The 19,325-nt window shown below is 71.4% G+C and carries 14 protein-coding genes and 2 tRNA genes; 9 read left to right on the plus strand and 7 right to left on the minus strand.

Features of this window, described 5'->3' with window-relative positions:
- Positions 1-218 precede the first annotated feature (218 nt).
- On the plus strand, positions 219-830 hold the full coding sequence (locus OVA21_RS04240; protein WP_268091865.1) for an HNH endonuclease: 612 nt from the start codon (positions 219-221) through the stop codon (positions 828-830).
- A gap of 33 nt (positions 831-863) precedes the next feature.
- On the opposite strand, the gene pepN is transcribed toward OVA21_RS04240, so the two are convergent.
- Positions 864-3,467: an aminopeptidase N gene (gene pepN / locus OVA21_RS04245; protein WP_268091866.1), complete on the minus strand. Its 2,604-nt coding sequence runs from the start codon at positions 3,465-3,467 to the stop codon at positions 864-866.
- 114 nt (positions 3,468-3,581) lie between these two features.
- On the opposite strand from pepN, the gene OVA21_RS04250 reads away from it, so the two are divergent.
- The 3 genes from OVA21_RS04250 to OVA21_RS04260 are packed head-to-tail and all read left to right on the plus strand — an operon-like array spanning position 3,582 to position 5,566.
- Complete coding sequence (locus OVA21_RS04250; RefSeq protein WP_067719785.1) at positions 3,582-4,208, plus strand: mycothiol-dependent nitroreductase Rv2466c family protein; 627 nt, start codon at positions 3,582-3,584, stop codon at positions 4,206-4,208.
- Positions 4,209-4,252: 44 nt separating this feature from the next.
- Complete coding sequence (locus OVA21_RS04255; RefSeq protein WP_096905799.1) at positions 4,253-4,726, plus strand: ribose-5-phosphate isomerase; 474 nt, start codon at positions 4,253-4,255, stop codon at positions 4,724-4,726.
- Between the two features lie 6 nt (positions 4,727-4,732).
- The gene (locus tag OVA21_RS04260) at positions 4,733-5,566 is read left to right on the plus strand and encodes an Fpg/Nei family DNA glycosylase (protein ID WP_268091868.1); all 834 of its coding nucleotides are present in this window, start codon (positions 4,733-4,735) and stop codon (positions 5,564-5,566) included.
- A gap of 246 nt (positions 5,567-5,812) precedes the next feature.
- Here the strand turns inward: OVA21_RS04260 and OVA21_RS04265 are convergent.
- Positions 5,813-5,886: transfer RNA gene (locus OVA21_RS04265), tRNA-Gly, on the minus strand.
- A 200-nt stretch (positions 5,887-6,086) separates the two neighbouring features.
- Here OVA21_RS04265 and OVA21_RS04270 point away from each other — a divergent pair.
- The 5 genes from OVA21_RS04270 to clpX all read left to right on the plus strand — a co-directional run bounded on the left by OVA21_RS04270 (position 6,087) and on the right by clpX (position 10,605).
- Positions 6,087-6,163 (plus strand) — tRNA-Pro (locus OVA21_RS04270).
- Positions 6,164-6,213: 50 nt separating this feature from the next.
- On the plus strand, positions 6,214-7,626 hold the full coding sequence (tig, locus tag OVA21_RS04275) for a trigger factor (protein WP_268091869.1): 1,413 nt from the start codon (positions 6,214-6,216) through the stop codon (positions 7,624-7,626).
- Between the two features lie 209 nt (positions 7,627-7,835).
- Positions 7,836-8,498: an ATP-dependent Clp protease proteolytic subunit gene (locus tag OVA21_RS04280; protein WP_096905796.1), complete on the plus strand. Its 663-nt coding sequence runs from the start codon at positions 7,836-7,838 to the stop codon at positions 8,496-8,498.
- A gap of 68 nt (positions 8,499-8,566) precedes the next feature.
- Positions 8,567-9,190: an ATP-dependent Clp protease proteolytic subunit gene (locus tag OVA21_RS04285; protein WP_119192402.1), complete on the plus strand. Its 624-nt coding sequence runs from the start codon at positions 8,567-8,569 to the stop codon at positions 9,188-9,190.
- A 146-nt stretch (positions 9,191-9,336) separates the two neighbouring features.
- Entirely contained in the window at positions 9,337-10,605 is a 1,269-nt protein-coding gene (gene clpX / locus OVA21_RS04290; protein WP_096905794.1) for an ATP-dependent Clp protease ATP-binding subunit ClpX, read from the plus strand.
- A gap of 73 nt (positions 10,606-10,678) precedes the next feature.
- Here the strand turns inward: clpX and OVA21_RS04295 are convergent, their stop codons facing one another.
- The 5 genes from OVA21_RS04295 to benC all read right to left on the minus strand — a co-directional run bounded on the left by OVA21_RS04295 (position 10,679) and on the right by benC (position 19,281).
- The gene (locus tag OVA21_RS04295; RefSeq protein WP_442778918.1) at positions 10,679-11,980 is read right to left on the minus strand and encodes a benzoate/H(+) symporter BenE family transporter; all 1,302 of its coding nucleotides are present in this window, start codon (positions 11,978-11,980) and stop codon (positions 10,679-10,681) included.
- Positions 11,977-14,841: a helix-turn-helix transcriptional regulator gene (locus tag OVA21_RS04300; protein ID WP_268091870.1), complete on the minus strand. Its 2,865-nt coding sequence runs from the start codon at positions 14,839-14,841 to the stop codon at positions 11,977-11,979. The genes OVA21_RS04295 and OVA21_RS04300 overlap by 4 nt, the downstream gene beginning before the upstream one ends.
- Positions 14,842-14,845: 4 nt before the next feature.
- Complete coding sequence (locus OVA21_RS04305) at positions 14,846-16,306, minus strand: MFS transporter (RefSeq protein WP_268093110.1); 1,461 nt, start codon at positions 16,304-16,306, stop codon at positions 14,846-14,848.
- A 150-nt stretch (positions 16,307-16,456) separates the two neighbouring features.
- Entirely contained in the window at positions 16,457-17,290 is an 834-nt protein-coding gene (locus OVA21_RS04310) for a 1,6-dihydroxycyclohexa-2,4-diene-1-carboxylate dehydrogenase (RefSeq protein WP_268091871.1), read from the minus strand.
- Complete coding sequence (gene benC / locus OVA21_RS04315; RefSeq protein WP_268091872.1) at positions 17,287-19,281, minus strand: benzoate 1,2-dioxygenase electron transfer component BenC; 1,995 nt, start codon at positions 19,279-19,281, stop codon at positions 17,287-17,289. Before benC ends, OVA21_RS04310 begins: the two co-directional genes overlap by 4 nt.
- Positions 19,282-19,325 lie beyond the last annotated feature (44 nt).

The following is a 19,325-nucleotide window of genomic DNA, read 5'->3' on the forward strand; positions in this document are numbered from 1 at the left end:
GGTGGTGGCCGGACCCCCCGGGGACGACGACGAGATCCCGCGACGGCGACCCGGATCCGCCCGCCCGCCGGGCCGAACCGGCGGGGTCGGCCACCTTCTGCTACGCGTTAGCCGCACGAAGTGTTCACCGAAGGTGCATCATCGTGGCAGGCGAGGTTCACGACGAGCCCGGACACGGCTGATGCACTGGGCTCGGGGCAGACGAGCGGAGACCGACCATGGGCACTGCAGTGCGCGAGAACGCGGAGTACCGACAACGGGGTTCACGATCCCCCTCCCGGCTGGAACCGGTCCCGGACCGGCACGTCCCGCTGTCTTCCGCCCCGCGCGTCCTGCTGCTCAACGCCAGCTACGAGGCCCTGACGGCCCTGCCCGCCCGCCGCGCGGTGGTGATGTTGATCGGCGGTAAGGCCGACGTGGTCCATGACCACCCGGTCGAGCTCCTGGTCCGCTCGGTGGACACCGCGATCCGCGTGCCGTCGGTGATCCGACTGCGCGAATACGTCCGGATCCCGTACCGCTCGCAGGTCCCCATGACCCGCGCGGCGCTCATGCACCGCGACGGACACAGGTGCGGCTATTGCAGCGCCAAGGCCACCACCGTCGACCACGTCATCCCGCGCAGCCGCGGGGGAGCGCACGGGTGGGAGAACTGCGTGGCCTCCTGTGCGCCGTGCAACCACCGCAAGGCCGACAAGCTGCTCTCCGAGCTCGGCTGGGAGCTGCGGGTGCCCCTCGCCGCGCCGCGGGGCCGGACCTGGCGGTTGGTCTCCCAGTTGCGGGAGATCGGCCCGCACTGGGAGGACTACCTCTACCTCGACGCCGCCTGACCGACCGGTGTGGCCGCCCGGCCGACCGGACGGTCAGCCGGCCTCGGCCGCGTCGACGGCCCGGGCGTCCAGAGCCCGGACCATGTCGGCGGTCTGCTCGGCGATGATCCGCCGGAGGGCCGACGGGTGGGTCTCGTCCGCGACGACCTGCTCGAAACGCTCGACGGTGTCGCGGTCCACCGCCCAGGACGGGAAGAGCCCCTCGGCGACGGTCTGGGCGAGATCGCCGGGTCGTGCCCTCCACAGCGAAGTGACGTCGTCCAGGTAGCGCTCGCAGAGGCCGGTGAGCAGGTGCTCCTGACCGGGCAGGTCGACACCCAGGAGCGTGGCGCGCACGATCGCGTTGGTGGGGGCGTCGGCACCGGTCTCCAGCAGCAGCTGCTCGGCCTCCTCCTTGGCTCCGACGGTGGGGCGGGCGGCACGCGCGGTGGCGGCCCGCCGGGCTCCGCCGGCGGTGTCGTCGGTGGCCAGTTCCGCCTCGATGCGGTCGGTGTCCGCGGCGCCGGCGGCGACCAGCGCGGTGAGCACGGTCCAGAGTAGGTCCGTGTCGACGACGAGGCCGGGCAGTCCCGCCTCGTCGGCTCCGGCGTCGAGGAGCGTGGCGAGCACGCGCCCCTGATCGACACCGATGGGGCAGGCGCACAGGGCGGTGAGGAACGCCAGCTGGTGATCGGACCCCGCCTCGGCGTCGCGGGCCGCGGTGAGCATGGCCGCGGAGAACGTCTTCCAGCCGGTGGCGGCGGCCCAGTCCGGGTCGGCGTACCGGGCCAGGGCTGTCTGGGCCTGGGTGAGCACCCTCTGCACCACGCCGATGTGGGACTCACGCGGCACGGCCCGGGCCACGACCTCGACGAACCGGCGGGCCGGCAGGCGCCCCTCCCGCGTCATCTCCCACAGTGCGGACCAACACAGCGTCCGCGCCAGCGGGTCCGCGACGTCCTCGAGCGACTCCAGGACGGTGGCCAGGGACCGCTCGTCGAGCCGGACCGAGCAGTAGGTCAGGTCGTCGTCGTTGGGCAGGATCAGATCGGGCACGTGCTGCCCGGCGAGCGAGGCGACGGGCGTCCGCTCGCCGGAGATGTCCAGCTCGGCCCGTTCGGTGCGCACGATCGCACCGGACCCGTCGCGGCTGTACAGGCCCACGCCGAGCCGGTGGGTGCGCAGCTCGCCGGCGCCCGGGGACGCCGGGCCCTGGACCACGGTGAGGTCGTCGATCGTGCGGGAGTCGCCACCGGTCGTGACCTCGACGGAGATCGGGTTGATGCCGGTCGTGCGCAGCCACTGGTCGGCCCAGCCCGACAGGTCGCGCCCCGACGATGCCTCCAGTGCGGAGAGCAGGTCGTCGAACCGGGCGTTACCGAAGGCGTGGTCGGCGAAGTACGCGCGCAGACCGGCCAGGAACGGCTCGCGACCGACATAGGCTACGAGCTGCTTGAGTACCGAGGCGCCCTTGGCGTAGGTGATCCCGTCGAAGTTCGTCTCCACCGTCTCCAGGTCGGTCATGTCCGCGGCGACGGGGTGTGTGGAGGGCAGCTGGTCCTGGCGGTACGCCCACGACTTCTCCACGATCGCGAAGGTCGTCCAGGCGTCCGTGTACTGCGTCGCGTCGACCTGGGCCAGCACCGAGGCGAACGTGGCGAAGGATTCGTTGAGCCACAGGTCGTCCCACCAGAACATGGTCACCAGATCGCCGAACCACATGTGGGCCATCTCGTGCAGGATCGTCTCGTTGCGCCGTTCGTAGCGGTAGCCGGTGGCCCGGGAGCGGAAGACGTAGTCCTCGAGGAACGTCACGGCACCGGCGTTCTCCATGGCACCGGCGTTGAACTCTGGGACGAATATCTGGTCGTACTTGCCGAACGCGTACGGCAGGCCGAACTCACGGTGGTAGAAGCCGAAGCCCTCCTTGGTCTCGGCGAACAGGCGTTCCGAGTCGAGGAACTCCGCCAGCGACGCCCGGCACAGCAGGCGTAGAGGAATGGTGCCGTGCTCGTCGGTGTAGGCGTCCTCCACCACGTGGTACGGGCCCGCGATGAGGGCGACGAGGTACGTCGACATGATCTCGGTGGGGGCGAAGCGGTGCACCACGCCACCGCCGGGGGCCGGGGACTCCTGGGCCGGGGTGTTGGCCACCACCACCCACTGCTCGGGCGCGGTCACCGTCAGGGTGTAGCGGGCTTTGAGGTCGGGCTGGTCGAAGCAGGCAAACACCCGCTTGGCGTCCGCCGTCTCGAACTGCGAGTAGAGATAGACCTCCCCGTCGGCCGGGTCGACCATCCGGTGCAGGCCCTCACCGGTGGTGGTGTACGCCAGATCGGCGTCCACGATCAGCTCATTGTTCTCCTGCAGGTCGGGCAGGGTGATGCCGTCCTCGTCGTCGTACCGCTCGTCGCCGGGGGCCGGGAACAGTTTCCGGCCGTTCAGGGTCGCCGACCGGATCACGGCCGCGCGGAGGTCGATGAAGGTCTCCGCACCCGGACGCGAGCAGGAGAACCGCACCACGGTGCGCGAACGGAAGGTGTCGGTCCCGGGCCCGCCGTGGCCGTCGGTGAGATCGATCTCCACGTCGTACGACTCGACGGCGAGCAGTTCCGACCGGGCGGCGGCGTCGGCGCGGGTGAGGTTGAGCGAGCGCATCGGTGAGGACCTCGGTTCGGTGGGGGGTTCGGCTACCGCACCAGTCCTACCACCCGGCGGGGAGCCGAGGCGGCCGCAGTGGCGGCGGCCGCCGGAGACGGGGAGGATGGGGTCATGACATCAACTACCCGGTCCGCCACCCGCTCCGTCGACTTCTGGTTCGACCCGCTGTGTCCGTTCGCGTGGGTCACCAGCCGCTGGATCCTCGAGGTGGAGAAGGTCCGCGACATCTCTCTGACGTGGAACGTCATGAGCCTGTCCGTGCTCAACGAGGGCCGCGACCTGCCCGAGGACTACACGGCACTGATGCAGCGCGGCTGGGGGCCGGTGCGCGTGGCCATCGCCGCGGCGAAGCTCCACGGTCCGGAGGTCCTCGGGACGCTGTACACCGAGTTGGGCACCCGCATCCACGACCAGGGCCGCGGCATCGAGGACCCCACCGTGATCACCGAGGCGCTCCAGGCTGCAGGCCTGGACGCCGACCTCGCCGCCGCCGCGGGGACCGACGAGTACGACGACGAGCTGCGCGCCTCCCACCACCGCGGCATGGACCCGGTGGGCGACGAGGTCGGGACCCCGGTCCTCCACGTCGACGGCACCGCGTTCTTCGGTCCCGTCCTCACCCGCATCCCGCGAGGCGAGGACGCCGGCAAGGTCTTCGACGGCGCCGCCATGCTCGCCGACTACCCGTACTTCTTCGAGCTCAAGCGAAGCCGTACCGAGGACCCGCAGTTCGACTGAGACCCGGGGGTGGGGTCGCGGTCGCGCGTGGCAGAATCTCCGTCATGCGCATCTACCTGGGGGCGGACCACGCCGGCTTCGAGACCAAGAACGCCATCGCCGAGCACCTGAAGGCCTCCGGGCACGAGGTGGTCGACTGCGGCGCCCACACCTACGACGCCGAGGACGACTACCCGGCCTTCTGCATCGACGCGGCAGCCAAGGTCGTCGCGGACCCGGGCAGCCTCGGGATCGTGCTCGGCGGCTCCGGCAACGGCGAGCAGATCGCGGCCAACAAGGTCCCCGGCGCCCGCTGCGCCCTGGCGTGGAGCGTCGAGACCGCGCGGCTGGCGCGTGAGCACAACAACGCCCAGCTCATCGGCATCGGGGGCCGCATGCACTCGGAGGAGGAGGCGCTCGCGATCGTCGACGCCTTCCTCGACCAGGAGTGGTCGGGGGTCGAGCGTCATCAGCGGCGCATCGACATCCTCGCCGAGTACGAGGCCACCCACGAGGCCCCGCCCGTCCCCGGCGCCTGAGACCCCGTGCCTGAAGGGCACACCCTTCACCGGCTGGCCCGCCTGCACACCGAGTACTTCGCAGGCGGGCCCGTTCGTGTGTCCAGCCCGCAGGGGCGGTTCGCCGACCACGTCAGCGTCGACGGCCGGTACTTCGACCGCGCGACGGCCGTCGGCAAGCACCTCTTCCACCACTACGAGGGCGGCCTCGCGGTCCACGTCCACCTGGGGTTGTACGGGTTCTTCGACACGCACCTCGTCCCCGAGGGGCAGGACCCGCCCGCCCCGGTCGGGCAGGTGCGGATGCGGGTGGGCGCGACGGCGGGGGACGGGCCCGCCCACGTCGTCGACCTGCGCGGCCCGACCCGCTGCGAGGTGATCGCCGAGACGGGCGTCGCAGACGTACGAGATCGGCTGGGCCCGGACCCGCTGGACCCCGCGGCCGATCCCGATCGGGCGTGGGCGCGGATCAGTCGTAGCGCGCGGACGATCGGTGCGCTGCTCATGGACCAGAAGGTGCTGGCCGGCGTCGGCAACGTCTACCGCGCCGAGGTGCTCTTCCGGCACGGGATCAGCCCGTTCCTCCCCGGGGTGGAGCTGCGCGAGGGGGAGTTCCGGGCGCTCTGGGACGACCTCGTGACGCTGATGGAGGTCGGGGTGGAGACCGGCGCCATCCACACGATCCGTCCCGAGCACGACCACGGCGACGTACCCCGCCGGGGAGCCGATCGACCGCGCAATTACGTCTACCAGCGCGACGGCTGGGCGTGCCGGGTGTGCGGGGGCGAGATCGCCCTGCAGACGATGGACGCCCGGACGCTCTTCTGGTGCCCGACGTGCCAGGCGGGCCGACCGCGCTGAGGCCGCGCAGGCGGCAATTCGCAGCCGCCCGCCGCCATGGCGTCTCGCGCGCACCGCGGTGCGGGCAGGGCGCCGGGCCGAGGAGCGGCTGTGGGAGGTGCGGGCATGCGCTCGCGCGAGACGCCATCCGCGGGAGCGCCTGCGGGGCGGAGGTGGGGACTTCGCGGGGATGCACCGCGTGGGACCTCCGGCCGGGAAATCGACGATGCCCTGCCTCGTCAGTGTCTGACGGGACAGGGCATCCGGTGGAGCGGGTGACGGGAATCGAACCCGCGTAGCCTGCTTGGAAGGCAGGGGCTTTACCATTAAGCTACACCCGCATCGGCAGCCTGACCTGGCGTTTCATCCACGGTCACGCTCACGCCCGGATAACACTACCGGACCGTGGCGACGCTCCCAACTCCCGGCCCGACAAGTCGGAATCGGCGGGCGGATGGCCCTGTCGTACACTGGGCGAGTTGGTTTGCGGCCCGGCGGATGTCCTGTGCATGATCGCGGGATGGTCGGCCGCGCGACTCACCGGGATGTGGCGCAGCTTGGTAGCGCATCCGCTTTGGGAGCGGAGGGTCGCAGGTTCGAATCCTGTCATCCCGACCAGCGGAGCCGAAAGACACGAACCCCACATGACTTCCTAGGAGAACATCACCGTGAAGAGCACTGTCGAGCAGCTCAACCCGACCCGGGTCAAGATCACCGTGGAGGTGCCGTTCGCGGAGCTCGAGCCGGATTTCGCCAAGGCCTACAAGTCGCTCGCCGGCCAGGTCAACATCCCGGGCTTCCGCCCGGGTAAGGCCCCGGCCAAGCTCCTCGAGTCGCGGATCGGTCGCCCGGCGGTCCTCGAGCAGGTCATCAACGACATGATCCCGTCGCGCTACAGCCAGGCCGTCGACGAGCACGAGCTCGTCGTGCTGGGCCAGCCCGAGATCGAGGTGACCAAGCTGGAGGACAACGACGTCGTCGAGTTCACCGCCGAGGTCGACATCCGCCCGGAGATCACCCTGCCGACCTTCGAGGACCTCGAGGTCACCGTCGAGGCCCCCGAGACCGACGAGGCCGCCGTCGACGCGGAGCTGGACAACCTGCGAGCCCGCTTCGGCACCCTCAAGGGCGTCGAGCGCGGCGCCACCACGGGCGACTTCCTCTCGGTGGACCTGGCCGCGACCGTCGACGGCGAGCCCGTCGACGAAGCCTCCACCGAGGGACTGTCCTACGAGCTCGGCTCGGGCACCCTCGTCGAGGGCCTGGACGACGCGGCGGCGGGTCTCAAGGCCGGCGAGTCCAAGGAGTTCACCTCCTCGCTCGTCGCCGGTGACCACGCCGGCAAGGAGGCGGTCATCACCGTCACCGTTCAGTCCGTCAAGGAGCGCGAGCTGCCCGAGGCCGACGACGAGTTCGCGCAGATGGCCAGCGAGTTCGACACCCTCGACGAGCTCAAGGCCGATCTGACCGAGAAGGTCGCGCAGCAGGCCAAGGCCGGCCTCGCGGGCGAGATCCGCGACAAGGTCCTCGACGCGCTGATGGAGGCCACCGACGTCCCCACCCCGGAGGCGGTCGTCGAGTCCGAGGCCCACGCCCAGATGCACCAGCTCATCGACCAGTTCGGTGGCGACGCGTCCATCCTGGACCAGGCGCTGGCCGCCGAGGGCACCGACCGCGAGACCTTCGAGGCCGAGACCCGTGAGGGTGCCGCCCGCGCCATCCGCAGCCAGCTGCTGCTGGATGCCGTCGCCGAGCAGAACTCGACCGATGTCTCGCAGGAAGAGCTCACCCAGCACATCCTGTTCCAGGCCCAGCGCTACGGCATGGACCCCAACCAGTTCGTGCAGCAGATCCAGCAGGCCGGTCAGCTCGGCTCGCTGTTCTCCGACGTCCGCCGGTCCAAGGCTCTGGCCGACGTGATCGGCAAGGTCACTGTCAAGGACACCGAGGGCAACGTCGTCGACACCAGCGAGTTCTTCGGCACCGTCGAGGCCGACTCCGCCGACGGCGCCGATGACGCCGAGGCGACTGCGTCCGACGCCGACGAGACGGCAGCGGACGAGAAGGACTCCGACGCCTGATCGTCCCCCGAATGACCCCCGACAGGGCCGGGACCGCACCACGCGGCCCCGGCCCTGTCGTCGTGGCCCCCGCGGACGATGCTGGTGGCCCGACGCTGAGAGCGAACACCCGCCCCGGCGGGACGGTTCCGTCGTCGGTGTTGGTTAGTGTTTGACGTAACGGTTCCCCGGCCACCGGTCGGCCGGGCGCCGCGCTAGCGGTGAAGACGATGAGCGAAGGTAGGTTCCCCGTGGCCCAGAACGGTTCAGCGGCTCAGCCCGGTTCGACGCAGCCCGCACTCAGCTCGCCGGGGTCGCACGGACTCACCCTCGGCGACTCCGTATACGAGCGCCTCCTGCAGGAGCGGATCATCTTCCTGGGCTCCCAGGTCGACGACGACATCTCCAACCGCCTCTGCGCGCAGATCCTGCTGCTCGCGGCGGAGGACCCCACCCGCGACATCGCGCTGTACATCAACTCGCCCGGTGGTTCCGTGACGGCCGGCATGGCGATCTACGACACGATGCAGTTCGTCGAGTGCGACGTGGCCACCTACGGCATGGGCCTGGCCGCCTCGATGGGTCAGTTTCTGCTGACCGCGGGCACCAAGGGCAAGCGCTACGCCCTGCCGCACGCGAAGATCATGATGCACCAGCCGTCGGCCGGTGTCGGTGGTTCGGCCGCCGACATCGCCATCCAGGCCGAGCAGTACGCCGCCACCAAGCGTGAGATGGCCGAGCTCATCGCCTTCCACACGGGCCAGTCGTTCGAGCAGGTCACCGAGGACTCCGACCGTGACCGCTGGTTCTCCGCGGAGGAGGCCAAGGAGTACGGGTTCGTCGACCACGTGATCTCGCGTGCGTCCCAGACGGGCGGGACCTCGCCGTCGTGATCGAGCCCTCCGCCCACGGGAGCGCTCCCGCAGCCCACCCAGCCCCGCACACCACCACGGAGTCACCGATGACCTCAATGCCGACCTCCCGATACATCCTGCCGTCCTTCGTCGAGCACTCCAGCTACGGCGTCAAGGAGTCCAACCCCTACAACAAGCTCTTCGAGGAGCGCATTATCTTCCTGGGCACCCAGGTCGACGACGCCTCGGCGAACGACATCATGGCCCAGCTGCTGGTCCTGGAGGGTCAGGACCCGGACCGCGACATCACCATGTACATCAACTCGCCGGGTGGCTCGTTCACCTCGCTCATGGCGATCTACGACACCATGCAGTACGTGCGGCCGGACATCGTGACGGTCTGCCTCGGCCAGGCCGCGTCGGCCGCCGCGGTCCTGCTCGCGGCGGGCACCAAGGGGAAGCGGGCCGCGCTGCCCAACGCCCGCGTGCTCATCCACCAGCCGGCCACCGGCGGCATCCAGGGCCAGGTCTCCGACCTCGAGATTCAGGCCGCGGAGATCGAGCGGATGCGTCGCCTCATGGAGACCACGCTGGCCCAGCACACCGGGCGCACCGCCGATCAGGTCCGCAAGGACACCGATCGCGACAAGATTCTCACGGCCGCGGAGGCCAAGGACTACGGCATCATCGACACCGTGTTCGACTACCGCAAACTGTCGACGAGCAACTGAGCCGACGGCGGCGCGCCGCTGGGGGCAGCGGTGCGCCGTCGGGTGCAATGAACTGATCTCGCGGGGTCGGCTTTACGGCCGTCACCGCGTACCGTCGACTACGGGGCGTGACATCGGCGCCCCCGGAATGCGAGGACGTAGAACTCATGGCGCGTGTAGGTGAGAGCGGCGACCTGTTGAAGTGTTCCTTCTGTGGGAAGAGCCAGAAGCAGGTCAAGAAGCTGATCGCCGGTCCCGGCGTCTACATCTGCGACGAGTGCATCGAGCTGTGCAACGAGATCATCGAGTCCGAGGTCGACGATGCGCAGGAGACGGGTCCGGACACGCTGCCCAAGCCGTCCGAGATCCACGCGTTCCTGGACGAGTATGTGGTGGGGCAGGACGCCGCCAAGCGGAACCTGGCGGTGGCCGTCTACAACCACTACAAGCGCATCCGGGTGGGGGCCTCCCTCGGCCGCGGCGACGGTGTCGAGTTGGCCAAGTCCAACATCCTCATGCTGGGACCCACCGGCTGTGGCAAGACGTACCTCGCCCAGACGTTGGCCAAGATGCTCAACGTGCCCTTCGCGATCGCGGACGCCACCGCGTTGACCGAGGCCGGTTACGTGGGCGAGGACGTGGAGAACATCCTCCTCAAGCTCATCCAGGCTGCGGACTTCGACACCAAGCGTGCCGAGATGGGCATCATCTACATCGACGAGGTCGACAAGATCGCCCGCAAGGCCGAGAACCCGTCGATCACCCGGGACGTCTCCGGTGAGGGCGTCCAGCAGGCGCTGCTGAAGATCCTCGAGGGCACGCAGGCGTCGGTGCCGCCGCAGGGCGGCCGCAAGCACCCGCACCAGGAGTTCATCCAGATCGACACGTCCAACGTGTTGTTCATCGTGGCCGGTGCCTTCCAGGGTCTGGAGAAGATCGTCGGCGACCGCGTGGGTCGCAAGGGGATGGGTTTCGGGTCCGAGGTCGCCAGCAAGAAGGACCTCGACACGACCGACAACTTCAGCGAGGTCATGCCGGAGGACCTGGTGAAGTACGGGTTGATCCCCGAGTTCATCGGCCGCCTGCCCGTCGTGGCGACCGTGACGAGCCTGGACCGCGAGGCCCTGGTCAACATCCTCTCCGAGCCCAAGAACGCACTGGTCAAGCAGTACGCCCGGCTGTTCGAGATGGACGGTGTCGAGCTGGAGTTCACCGAGGACGCGCTCGAGGCCGTGGCCGACCAGGCGATTCTGCGGGGGACCGGTGCCCGTGGCCTGCGCGCCATCATGGAGGAGGTCCTCCTGCCGGTCATGTACGACATCCCCGGGCGCGATGACGTCGCCCGCGTAGTGGTCACCGGTGAGACGGTCCGCGACAACGTCCTGCCGACGATCGTCCCCTTCTCCGACGAGGAGCTGCGCGAGCGTTCCGCCTGACACCGGACCCGCGAGAAGGCCCCCGCCACTCGGCGGGGGCCTTCCTTCGGCTCCGGCCCGGGCGGGCGCCGGGTCAGGCCGCCGCGCGCCGCTCCAGCAGCGCCGAGACGGCCATCCCCAGCACGATGCCCCAGAACGGCGCCGAGATCCCGAGCAACGACACGTCCGCGACGGTGACGAGCAGGCACACGAGCGGTCCGAGTGCCCGGTCGGTCCGGAACGCGGTGACGAACGCCGACTGCAGCGGCGCGAGCATCGCCAACCCGCCCAGGGCCGCGATGAACGCCGCGGGCATGCCGAGGATGAGCCCGACGAAGGCCGGGGAGAAGACGCCGACCACCAGGGCCAGGCCGCCGTTGCCGATCGCGGCGGCGTAGTGGCGGTCGCGCTCACCGGAGGAGACGAGCAGGGCGTTCGTCGGTCCGGTCAGGCACGTCGCGACCGCGCCGACCGCCGAGACCAGCAGGGACCAGACGCCGCACGCCACCGCGCATGCCGAGACCGGGGGGTGGTGGCCCTTCGCGCGCAGGACCGCGATGCCCTGACCGTTCTGCACCACGAGGACGGTGATGGCCAGTGGCACGACCAGCTCGGCGATCGCCCGGAGGGTGAACTCCGGGGCCTGCAGCATGGGGGCGGCGATCAGCCCGTCGTCGAGGACGCCGCGCGACAGCCCGCCGGACAGGACCACGGCGACGATCCCCACGACCATCGCGGCCAGGATGGGCGGTACCACCCTGGCCAGGCGGGGGACGGCGCCGACGACGAGGAACGCGATCGCCATCGGTAGGGCCACCGCGACGGAGGCCCACACGGCCTCGACCAGTCCCAGCCCGAACCGGAGGAACACCCCGGCGACCATCGCCATGATGATCGGCATGGGGATCCAGTCCATGAGCCGGCGGGCCAGGCCGGTCAGCCCGACCAGCAGGATCAGCACCCCGGTCACGACGTAGGCCCCCAGGACCTCCGACCACCGCAGGTGCCCGAGCGAGTTGCCGACGATCACGGTGCCCGGGATGGTCCAGAAGAACGCCAGCGGCGTGCGGTAGACCCAGCTCATGAGGATGGTGAGCAGTCCGTTGGCGAAGAACACGCCGAAGATCCACGAGGACAACTGTGCGGGGGACAGGTCGCCCTGCCCGCCGGCGGCGAGGATGACGGCAACGGGGCCGGTCGCAGAGAACACGAGCGCGATCAGCGCGTTGGCGAACTCGCGGGGGCCGAGGTCGGCGAGGACCCGGCGGGGCGAGGGGCGCGCCACCGGGGCGGAATCGCGTCGGCGGCCGCGCGCGGACGGTTGGCCGGTCGCGGTCGGGTCGGCGGGGCGGTCGGCGGGGCGGACGGTGGTGTCGTCCGGGGTTCCGTTGCTCACAGGTCTCCCGTGGGGTCGGGGTCGGTACGCGCTGAATCGATACGGGGCGAGTCGGTACGGAAGGGCTCGCTGCTGCGGGAGACGTGTGCGGCCAGCTCGGTGCGACCGCTCACTCCGAGCTTCGAGTAGATGCGGGTCAGGTGGTACTGGACGGTCTTGACCGACAGGAACAACTCCTCGGCCGCCTGGGCGTTGGTCCGGCCCGCGGCGACGAGCGTCGCGACCGCACTCTCCTGAGGCGTCAGGGTGCTGTTGCCCCCCGTCCTGGCCACGTCCACACCGCCCGCGCGTCGTTCGCGATCGCACCGCTCCACGTAGGCGCGGGCGCCCAGTTGCTCGTAGATGTCGCGGGCGGTGCCCAGCGCGAGGTGCGCCTCCCGGCGTCGGCCGGCCCTGCGCAGGGTCTGCCCGTAGCCGAAGTGCATGCGCGCGGAGTAGTAGGGCATGGCCAGGCCGTCGAGGTGGTCGAGACTGCGCCGGAAAATCCGGTTGCACTCGTCGACGTCCCCGCGCACCGCGGCGATACGGGCGCGCACCGCTCCGAGCCGGGCGAGGGTGGAACGGTGGCCCCGGCGCTCGGCGCGGGCCTCGGCGGGACCGATGAGGTCCTCCGCCTCGTCGAGCCGACCCGCGAGGACGAGTGCGTGGGAGTACAGGTCGTGCCACGGCCAGTACCCGGGCTGATCGATGTCGAGTTCACGGGACAGGGCCACCAGGGGCTCGGCGGCCAGACGCACGGACGTGTAGTCACCGGACGAGGCCGCCACCTGCATCCGCGCCATCGCCGACGGGATGACCTGGACCGGGTAGGCGTCGGTGCTGGTCGTGAGATTGCGCAGGTGGGCGGCCGCCCCGAGGTGGTCTCCCCGCATCGACCGGATGACGGCGCCGGGCCAGTGGACGACCGGGGCGAGCAGGTCCAGTTCGAGGTCGTCGACCCTGCGGGCGGCGGTGTCGACCACCCGCAGGGCGTCATCCCAGTCGCCGCGCAGCAGGAGCGTGCGGGCGAGCCACGCCTGGGCCCAGATGGAGATGCGTGCGGAGCCCGAGACGTCCGCCGTGGGGACCGCGGACCCCAGGTGCCGGCGGGCGGTCTCCAGGTCGTCGCGAGCCAGGGCGATCCACCCCGATGCCATCTCGAAGCGCTGGGCCACGGCCGGCGCGAGACCGGTGAGCCGGTCCTCGACGGCGGGGGACGCGTCGGGGCCGCCCTCGATCGCGCGGCCCAGCATCTCGATGGCCCGGGCCTCCTCGACCTCGGGTTGGTCCGGGCGCCCGCTGCCGGTGACCACCCGTGTCCAGTGGCGGATGCGGGTCGGCCGCCACTCGCACAGGGAGTGGACGACGAACTTCTGGGCCAGGGCGACCGGGTCCGCGGCGGGAGAACCCGGGACGCCGCCCTCGCGGGCGGCGAGAGCGCGGTCGAGCAGGACCTGGGCCTCTCCGGCGTGCCCGAGGTGCACCGCGAGGGATCCCAGTACGGCGTCCCGCCGGGGATCCGACCGCACCCGCTCCAGCCCCTGGGCCAGTGATCGGGCCTCACTGATGCGGCCCGCGTTGATGAGTGCGTCGACCCCGTCGATGTGCAGGTCGCGGGCGCGGTCGCCGTCAGGGGTGAGCGCCGCCGCGGTGAGGTAGGCGTGGCCGGCCGAGCTCCATCGACCGGCGCGGGCGTGCACGAGCGCGCGGGCGCGCAGCGTCTCGGACAGGTCCGCATCGGGCCCCGTCGACGCGGAGGCGCGGTGGTCGAGCGCGCCGTCGACGTCGTCGGCGGCCTCGGCGACGCGGCCGGCCAGCGTATGCAGGTGGAGCAGTTCGCTGGGCGGTACCCCGCGAAGGACCGCCGTCCGCAACAGTGGGGAGCGGAACCGGACGGTCGCGGCGCCGGGGGAGAGGTCCACCTGGGCCAGGTCCGCCGTGTGGGCGGCGTCCAGGGCGGCGGACACGAGCGCGGGGCCGGGTACGACCCCGCCCCGCGCGGAGATGAGCGCGGTCAGCGACTCGAGCGTGACCGGTGGGGACAGGACGGCGGCAGCCTCGATGACCTCCCGCTGCCCGGGCTCCATCGCGTCGAGCAGCGCCGCCGTCTCCCGCTCGACGGAGGCGGGCAGCGGCGGGACGGAGAAGGGGGCGATCCACCACGAGCCGGGCGCCTGATCGGCCACCGTCGCGACGGCACCCGCCTCGCCGCCGGTGTAGTCCAGTAGACGCCGGGCCGCCGCCGCGGACGGTTCGCGCCCGGTCCGGGTCGCGACGAGCGTCCGGATCTCGGACTGGTCCAGGGCTCCCAGCCGCACGGTCTCGCGGGCCAACTCCGCGCACAGTTCGGCGGAGGGGCCGTGCGCGGGGCTGCCGAGGGTCAGCACGAGCATGACGGAGGCCCGGCCGGCCGCCTCCACGGCGGAGGCCAGGACACGCAGGGAGTCGGGATCGGAGTACTCCGCGTCGTCGATCACCACCACCGCGCCGGGGCCGGCGGTGACGAACGCCCGGGCCAGGGCCTCGACGAGCACGACGTCACCGACCGGCCCGGCCGTCTCTGCGACCCCCGCGACCCCGGCCGTCTCTGCGGCCGCGGCGCGACGTGGTGGTTCGGCGTCGGGCCGGGGCAGGCGCTCGAGGACCCGGGCGGCCACGACGAGCTTCGTGTCCTTCTCCCACGGCAGCGCCCGCACGAGCACCGAGGTGACCCCGGCGAGTTCGGCGACCACGGAATCGACGAGGTGGCTCTTGCCCCCACCGTCGGCGGCGGTGACCAGCACGGTCGTCGACCGCTTGCCCGCCACCGCGTCGTGGATCGAATGGAGACGATCCGCGGCGCGGTGGTGACCGTAGCGGGGGACGGGATGGGCGAAGGTCATGCGGTCAGCGTAGATCCGACCCGGCGTGCTCGACCGGTTCCGCGGCGACGGGCTCCCCGGCCACCGCGGCGGCCGGCGGGTCGAAGTCCAGCGGCGTGACCTCGTCGGGGACCGCGACGGGCTCGGACTGGGCGGGCGAGCGGGGCACGGCCAGGGTCAGGGCGGCGCCGGCGAGGGCGATCCCGCCGAACACGAGGAAGGAAGTGTCCGCCTCCAGTCCGGCCGCGACGAGGAAGCCGCCGATCACGGGACCGAGGATGCCGCCGAGGCGTCCGAACCCCGCGCACCACGCCACACCCGCGGCGCGTGCGCCCGTCTCGTAGTAGTTGGAGACGAACCCGTACAGCAGGACCTGCGTGCCGATCGTGCCCATGCCGGCAGCCGCGACGAGGGCGACGACCAGGACGAACGGCGGGGACACGGTGATGGCGACCAGGGCCAGGGTGGCCAGGACGAACGAGCAGGCGACGATCACGCGCGGCCCGTGCCGGTCGGCGAGCCACGAGGCCGCGAGACCGCCCACGATCGCGCCGCCGTTGAGGACGAGCAGGAAGCCGAGGGAGCTCTTGGCGTCGATGCCGTAGTTCTCCATGATCGTCGGCAGCCAGGTGTTGAGGCCGTAGGTGAGCAGCAGGCCGGCGAAGCTCATGAACCCCAGGAGCAGGGTGCCGAGGCGGTAGGCGGGGGACAGCAGGGCGGCGAAGCCGGTGCGGGCGGCCACCTTGTCGTCGTCGCGGTCATCGCGAGGCGTCGTGTCGGCGGTGCGGGGCGCGCCCGGCGCCGCGGCCATCTCGAGCGGCAGGCCCCTGCTGGCGCACACCTCGGCGGCCTGGCGGATGCGGCCGCGGGAGGCCAGCCACCGCGGGGACTCGGGGAGCGCGAACCAGGCGTAGGGGAGGACCAGCACCAGTGGGACGGCGCCGATGAGGAACAGGCCGCGCCATCCGATGTGGTCCCGCAGCACCATGGCCAGCGCGGAGGCCAGGACACCGCCGGCGGGGATCCCGCTGTAGACGACCGCGTTGAACAGGTTGCGACGCCCGGCGGGAGCGAACTCGGCGATGATCGCACCGGCCGTGGCGACGATGGCGCCGATCCCCAGCCCGGTGAGCAGGCGAAGGACGCCGAACGTGGTGATGTCGCGGGCGAACGCGGTGGCGGCCATCCCGACGGAGAACCAGGCGATGGCGCCGAGCATGATCCGGCGTCGGCCGATGCGGTCACCGACGGAGCCGGCGGTGAGGGCGCCGATCATCACGCCGACGAGGGCGTACGAGCCGAGCGCACCGGCCTGGGCCGCGCCGAGGGCGCCGATCTGGGTGGGGTCGGCCATGAGGGTGGGCAGGACGGCGCCGTAGATGACGAGGTCGTATCCGTCGAAGAGGATGGCGAGCGCCACCACGGCGAGGACACCGTAGACCGTGCGGCGGTGGGCGGGGGACTCCCACACCTCGGGGGCGGGGATGGTTCTCCCGGGTGGGCTGGAGGGGACGGAGCGGCTGGAGGGCGCAGGGGTGCTCGAGGACACGGAAGGGCTCCGTTCGGTGGGGGGTGGGGAGAGGTGTGGGCGTTCAGCACGGGGTGGCAGGCGGTTCAGCCCGGGGTGGCAGGCGGTTCAGCCCTGGTCGCCGCCGGCGACGGGGAGGACGGATCCGGTGATGTAGGAGGCCTCGTCGGAGGCGAGGAAGCAGATCGGCGCGGCCTGCTCGTGGAGGGTGCCGTAGCGGCCCATCACGGTGGAGTCGACGGTCTGCTCGACGATCTCCGAGTACCAGGTCTTCTCCTGGTCGGTGCGGGCGTCGCCGCCACGGGAGATCCGTCGTTCGGGGGCGAGGGTGCCGCCGGGGGCGGTGGCCACCACCCGCACCCCGTGCGGCGCGGCTTCCAGCGCCAACGCCGAGGTGAGGCCGTTGACGCCGCCCTTGGACGCGGCGTAGGGGACGCGGTTGACCCCGCGGGTGGCGACGGAGGAGACGTTGACGATCGTGCCCGCGCCCGCCGAGACCATGGACGGCAGGACCGCCCGGCACATCCACAGCGTGGGGAACAGGGAGCGGCGGACCTCGGCCTCGATCTGCTCGGCCGAGTACTCGTGGTACGGGCGGGCCCAGATGGTGCCACCGACGTTGTTGATGAGCACGTCGATCCGGCCGTGGGCGTCCAGCGCCGCACGGGCCGACGCCTCGGCACCCTCGAACGTCTCCAGGTCGGCCTCGACGGGTACGACCCGGTGACCGTCCGGGGACACCGCGGTCAGCTCGTCGGCGACCGTCCTGATGAGGTCGGCCCGGTCCACCACGGTGACCAGCCCGCCCTCGCGGACCACCCGGTCGGCGACGGTGCGGCCGATCCCCTGGACAGCGCCGGTGATGAGCACCGACCGGCCGGCGAAGCGACCGGGGGAGACGACGGGCGGGACGGGGTCGTACTCGCCGACGGGCGCGCTCACGACGCCGCCTCCACGGCCTGCTGGTCCAGTGCGGTGCGCATGGTGGCCTTGGCGTGTTCGCTGTGCCGGCGGATGAGGTATCGGGCGGCGTCGCGGTCGCCCGTCTCGAAGGCCGCGACGATCTCCAGGTGCTCGGGGACGATGTCCTCGGACACCCAGCGGGCGTCGGGCAGGACGCTGTTCATCACCTGGGTCACCTCCAGCATGCGGTAGGCCTGCAGCAGCGAGTCGTTGCCGGTGCAGCGGAACAGGAATTCGTGGAACTGGGCGTTCGCGGCGGTGAACCGTTCGGGGTCGAGGAAACGATCGCCCTCGATGTACTGGTTGGCCGACTCGGCGAGCATCCGGAACTCGGCGAGCCGGGCGTCGGCGAGGCGTCCCATGGTCAGCTCGATCACGCCGAGCTCGAGCGCCATGCGGGCGTCGAACTGGGCGTCGGAGTGGCGGATCGCGGGGTGCACCTCGCCACTGACGACGCCGGGGGCCGACGTGATGGTCTCGGAGCGGTTCCCGCCGGCCAGGGACACCGTGGTAGTGGTGCCGGCGGTGGGCGCGGGTGACCTGGGCGCGAGCGTGACCTGCGGCGGGACGTAGCCGGCCGGGCGTGCGGCGATGGGCGCGGGGGATTCGGTCGCGCGGTCGGCGGGCGCGGCGTGCCCGCCCGGGGTCGGCGGGGTGAAACCGACCGGGCGCGCGGCGATGTTCGCCACCGGCTCGGCGGTCCGGGTGCCGGGCGCGGTGTGACCGCCGGGGGCGGGCGGGGTGTAGCCGACCGGTCGGGCCTCGATTGCCGGAACGGGGTCCCCGGGGCCGCGCGAGATGATCCGGGCCGGCCCGTGTGGTGCGGCCGGAGCCGTGGTGGCCGCGGCGGGTGCCGCGGGCTCCGTCTCCGGGGTGGAGGGGGAGGTGTCGACGACGAGGGCGGCCTCCTCCGTCGGCTCCGCCGATTCCGCGGCGGGCTCGGCGGACCGGTCGGGCACCGCGGTCGCGGGAGTGAACTTCTCGTAGTAGAAGTGCGTCACCTGCAGACCATCGTCGTCGAGGAATCCACGCACCGCCTCGACCATCGGGGGAGGCCCACACAGGTAGATGTCGGTCGTCCCGTCATGCAGGTACTCCGGGCGGATCAGCCCCGTGACGTACCCGCTGTTCGGGTGGGTCGTGGCCGGATCGGCGACGACCAGATCCCAGGTCATGCCCGGGATCCGGGTGGTGAACTCGTCCAGCAGGTCCGTGTAGACCACGTCGGTGTCGAACGAGGTGCCGTAGATGAGGTGGACCGGCCGGTCGGTGGTGCCGGCGGCGGCGAGGGTCTCCAGGATCGACAGCACGGGCGCCAGGCCGGTGCCGCCCGCCAGGAGTAGCAGGGGGCGGCTGGACTCGCGGAGGAAGAAGCTGCCCATCGGACCGGTCAGCTCGAGGCGGTCGCCCACCGCGCAGCGCTGGGCCAGGTACTCCGACATCGCCCCGCCGGAGGCGTACTTGATGAGGAACGACAGGTGCCGCGAGTCCGCTCCGGTGGAGAACGAGTACGACCGCGTCTGGTCGGTACCCGGAACCGAGATGTTGACGTACTGGCCAGGCAGGAACGCCAGGGCGTCGCGGTCGTCCAACTCGACCGACAGCGCGAACGCACCCTCGGCCAGGCGCTCGACGGCCGTGACCGTCGCCGGGTGCGCCGCGGCGGCCGTCTTGGCCACGTCGGAGGTGGTGGGGATCTGCACGACCAGGTCGGATCGCGGGACCATCTGGCAGGGCAGGCAGTATCCGGCCGCGGCCTCGTCCTCGGTGAGGGCGTCGTCGATGTAGTCGCCGCCGTCGAAGTCGCCGGACTCGCACAGGGACTTGCACGTCCCGCACGCTCCGTCGCGGCAGTCGAGGGGGATGTTGATCCGGGCCTTGTACGAGGCGTCGGCGACGGTCTCCATCGGACCGCAGTTGACGAAGCGCGTCACGCCGTCCTCGAAGGCCAGGGCCACTGAATAGCTCATGGGGTCTCACTCCAGGTCGCTGGCGATGTCGGCCGCGCACGCGA

It is taken from the genome of Dietzia sp. SL131 (assembly GCF_026672565.1).
Classification (GTDB): domain Bacteria; phylum Actinomycetota; class Actinomycetes; order Mycobacteriales; family Mycobacteriaceae; genus Dietzia; species Dietzia kunjamensis.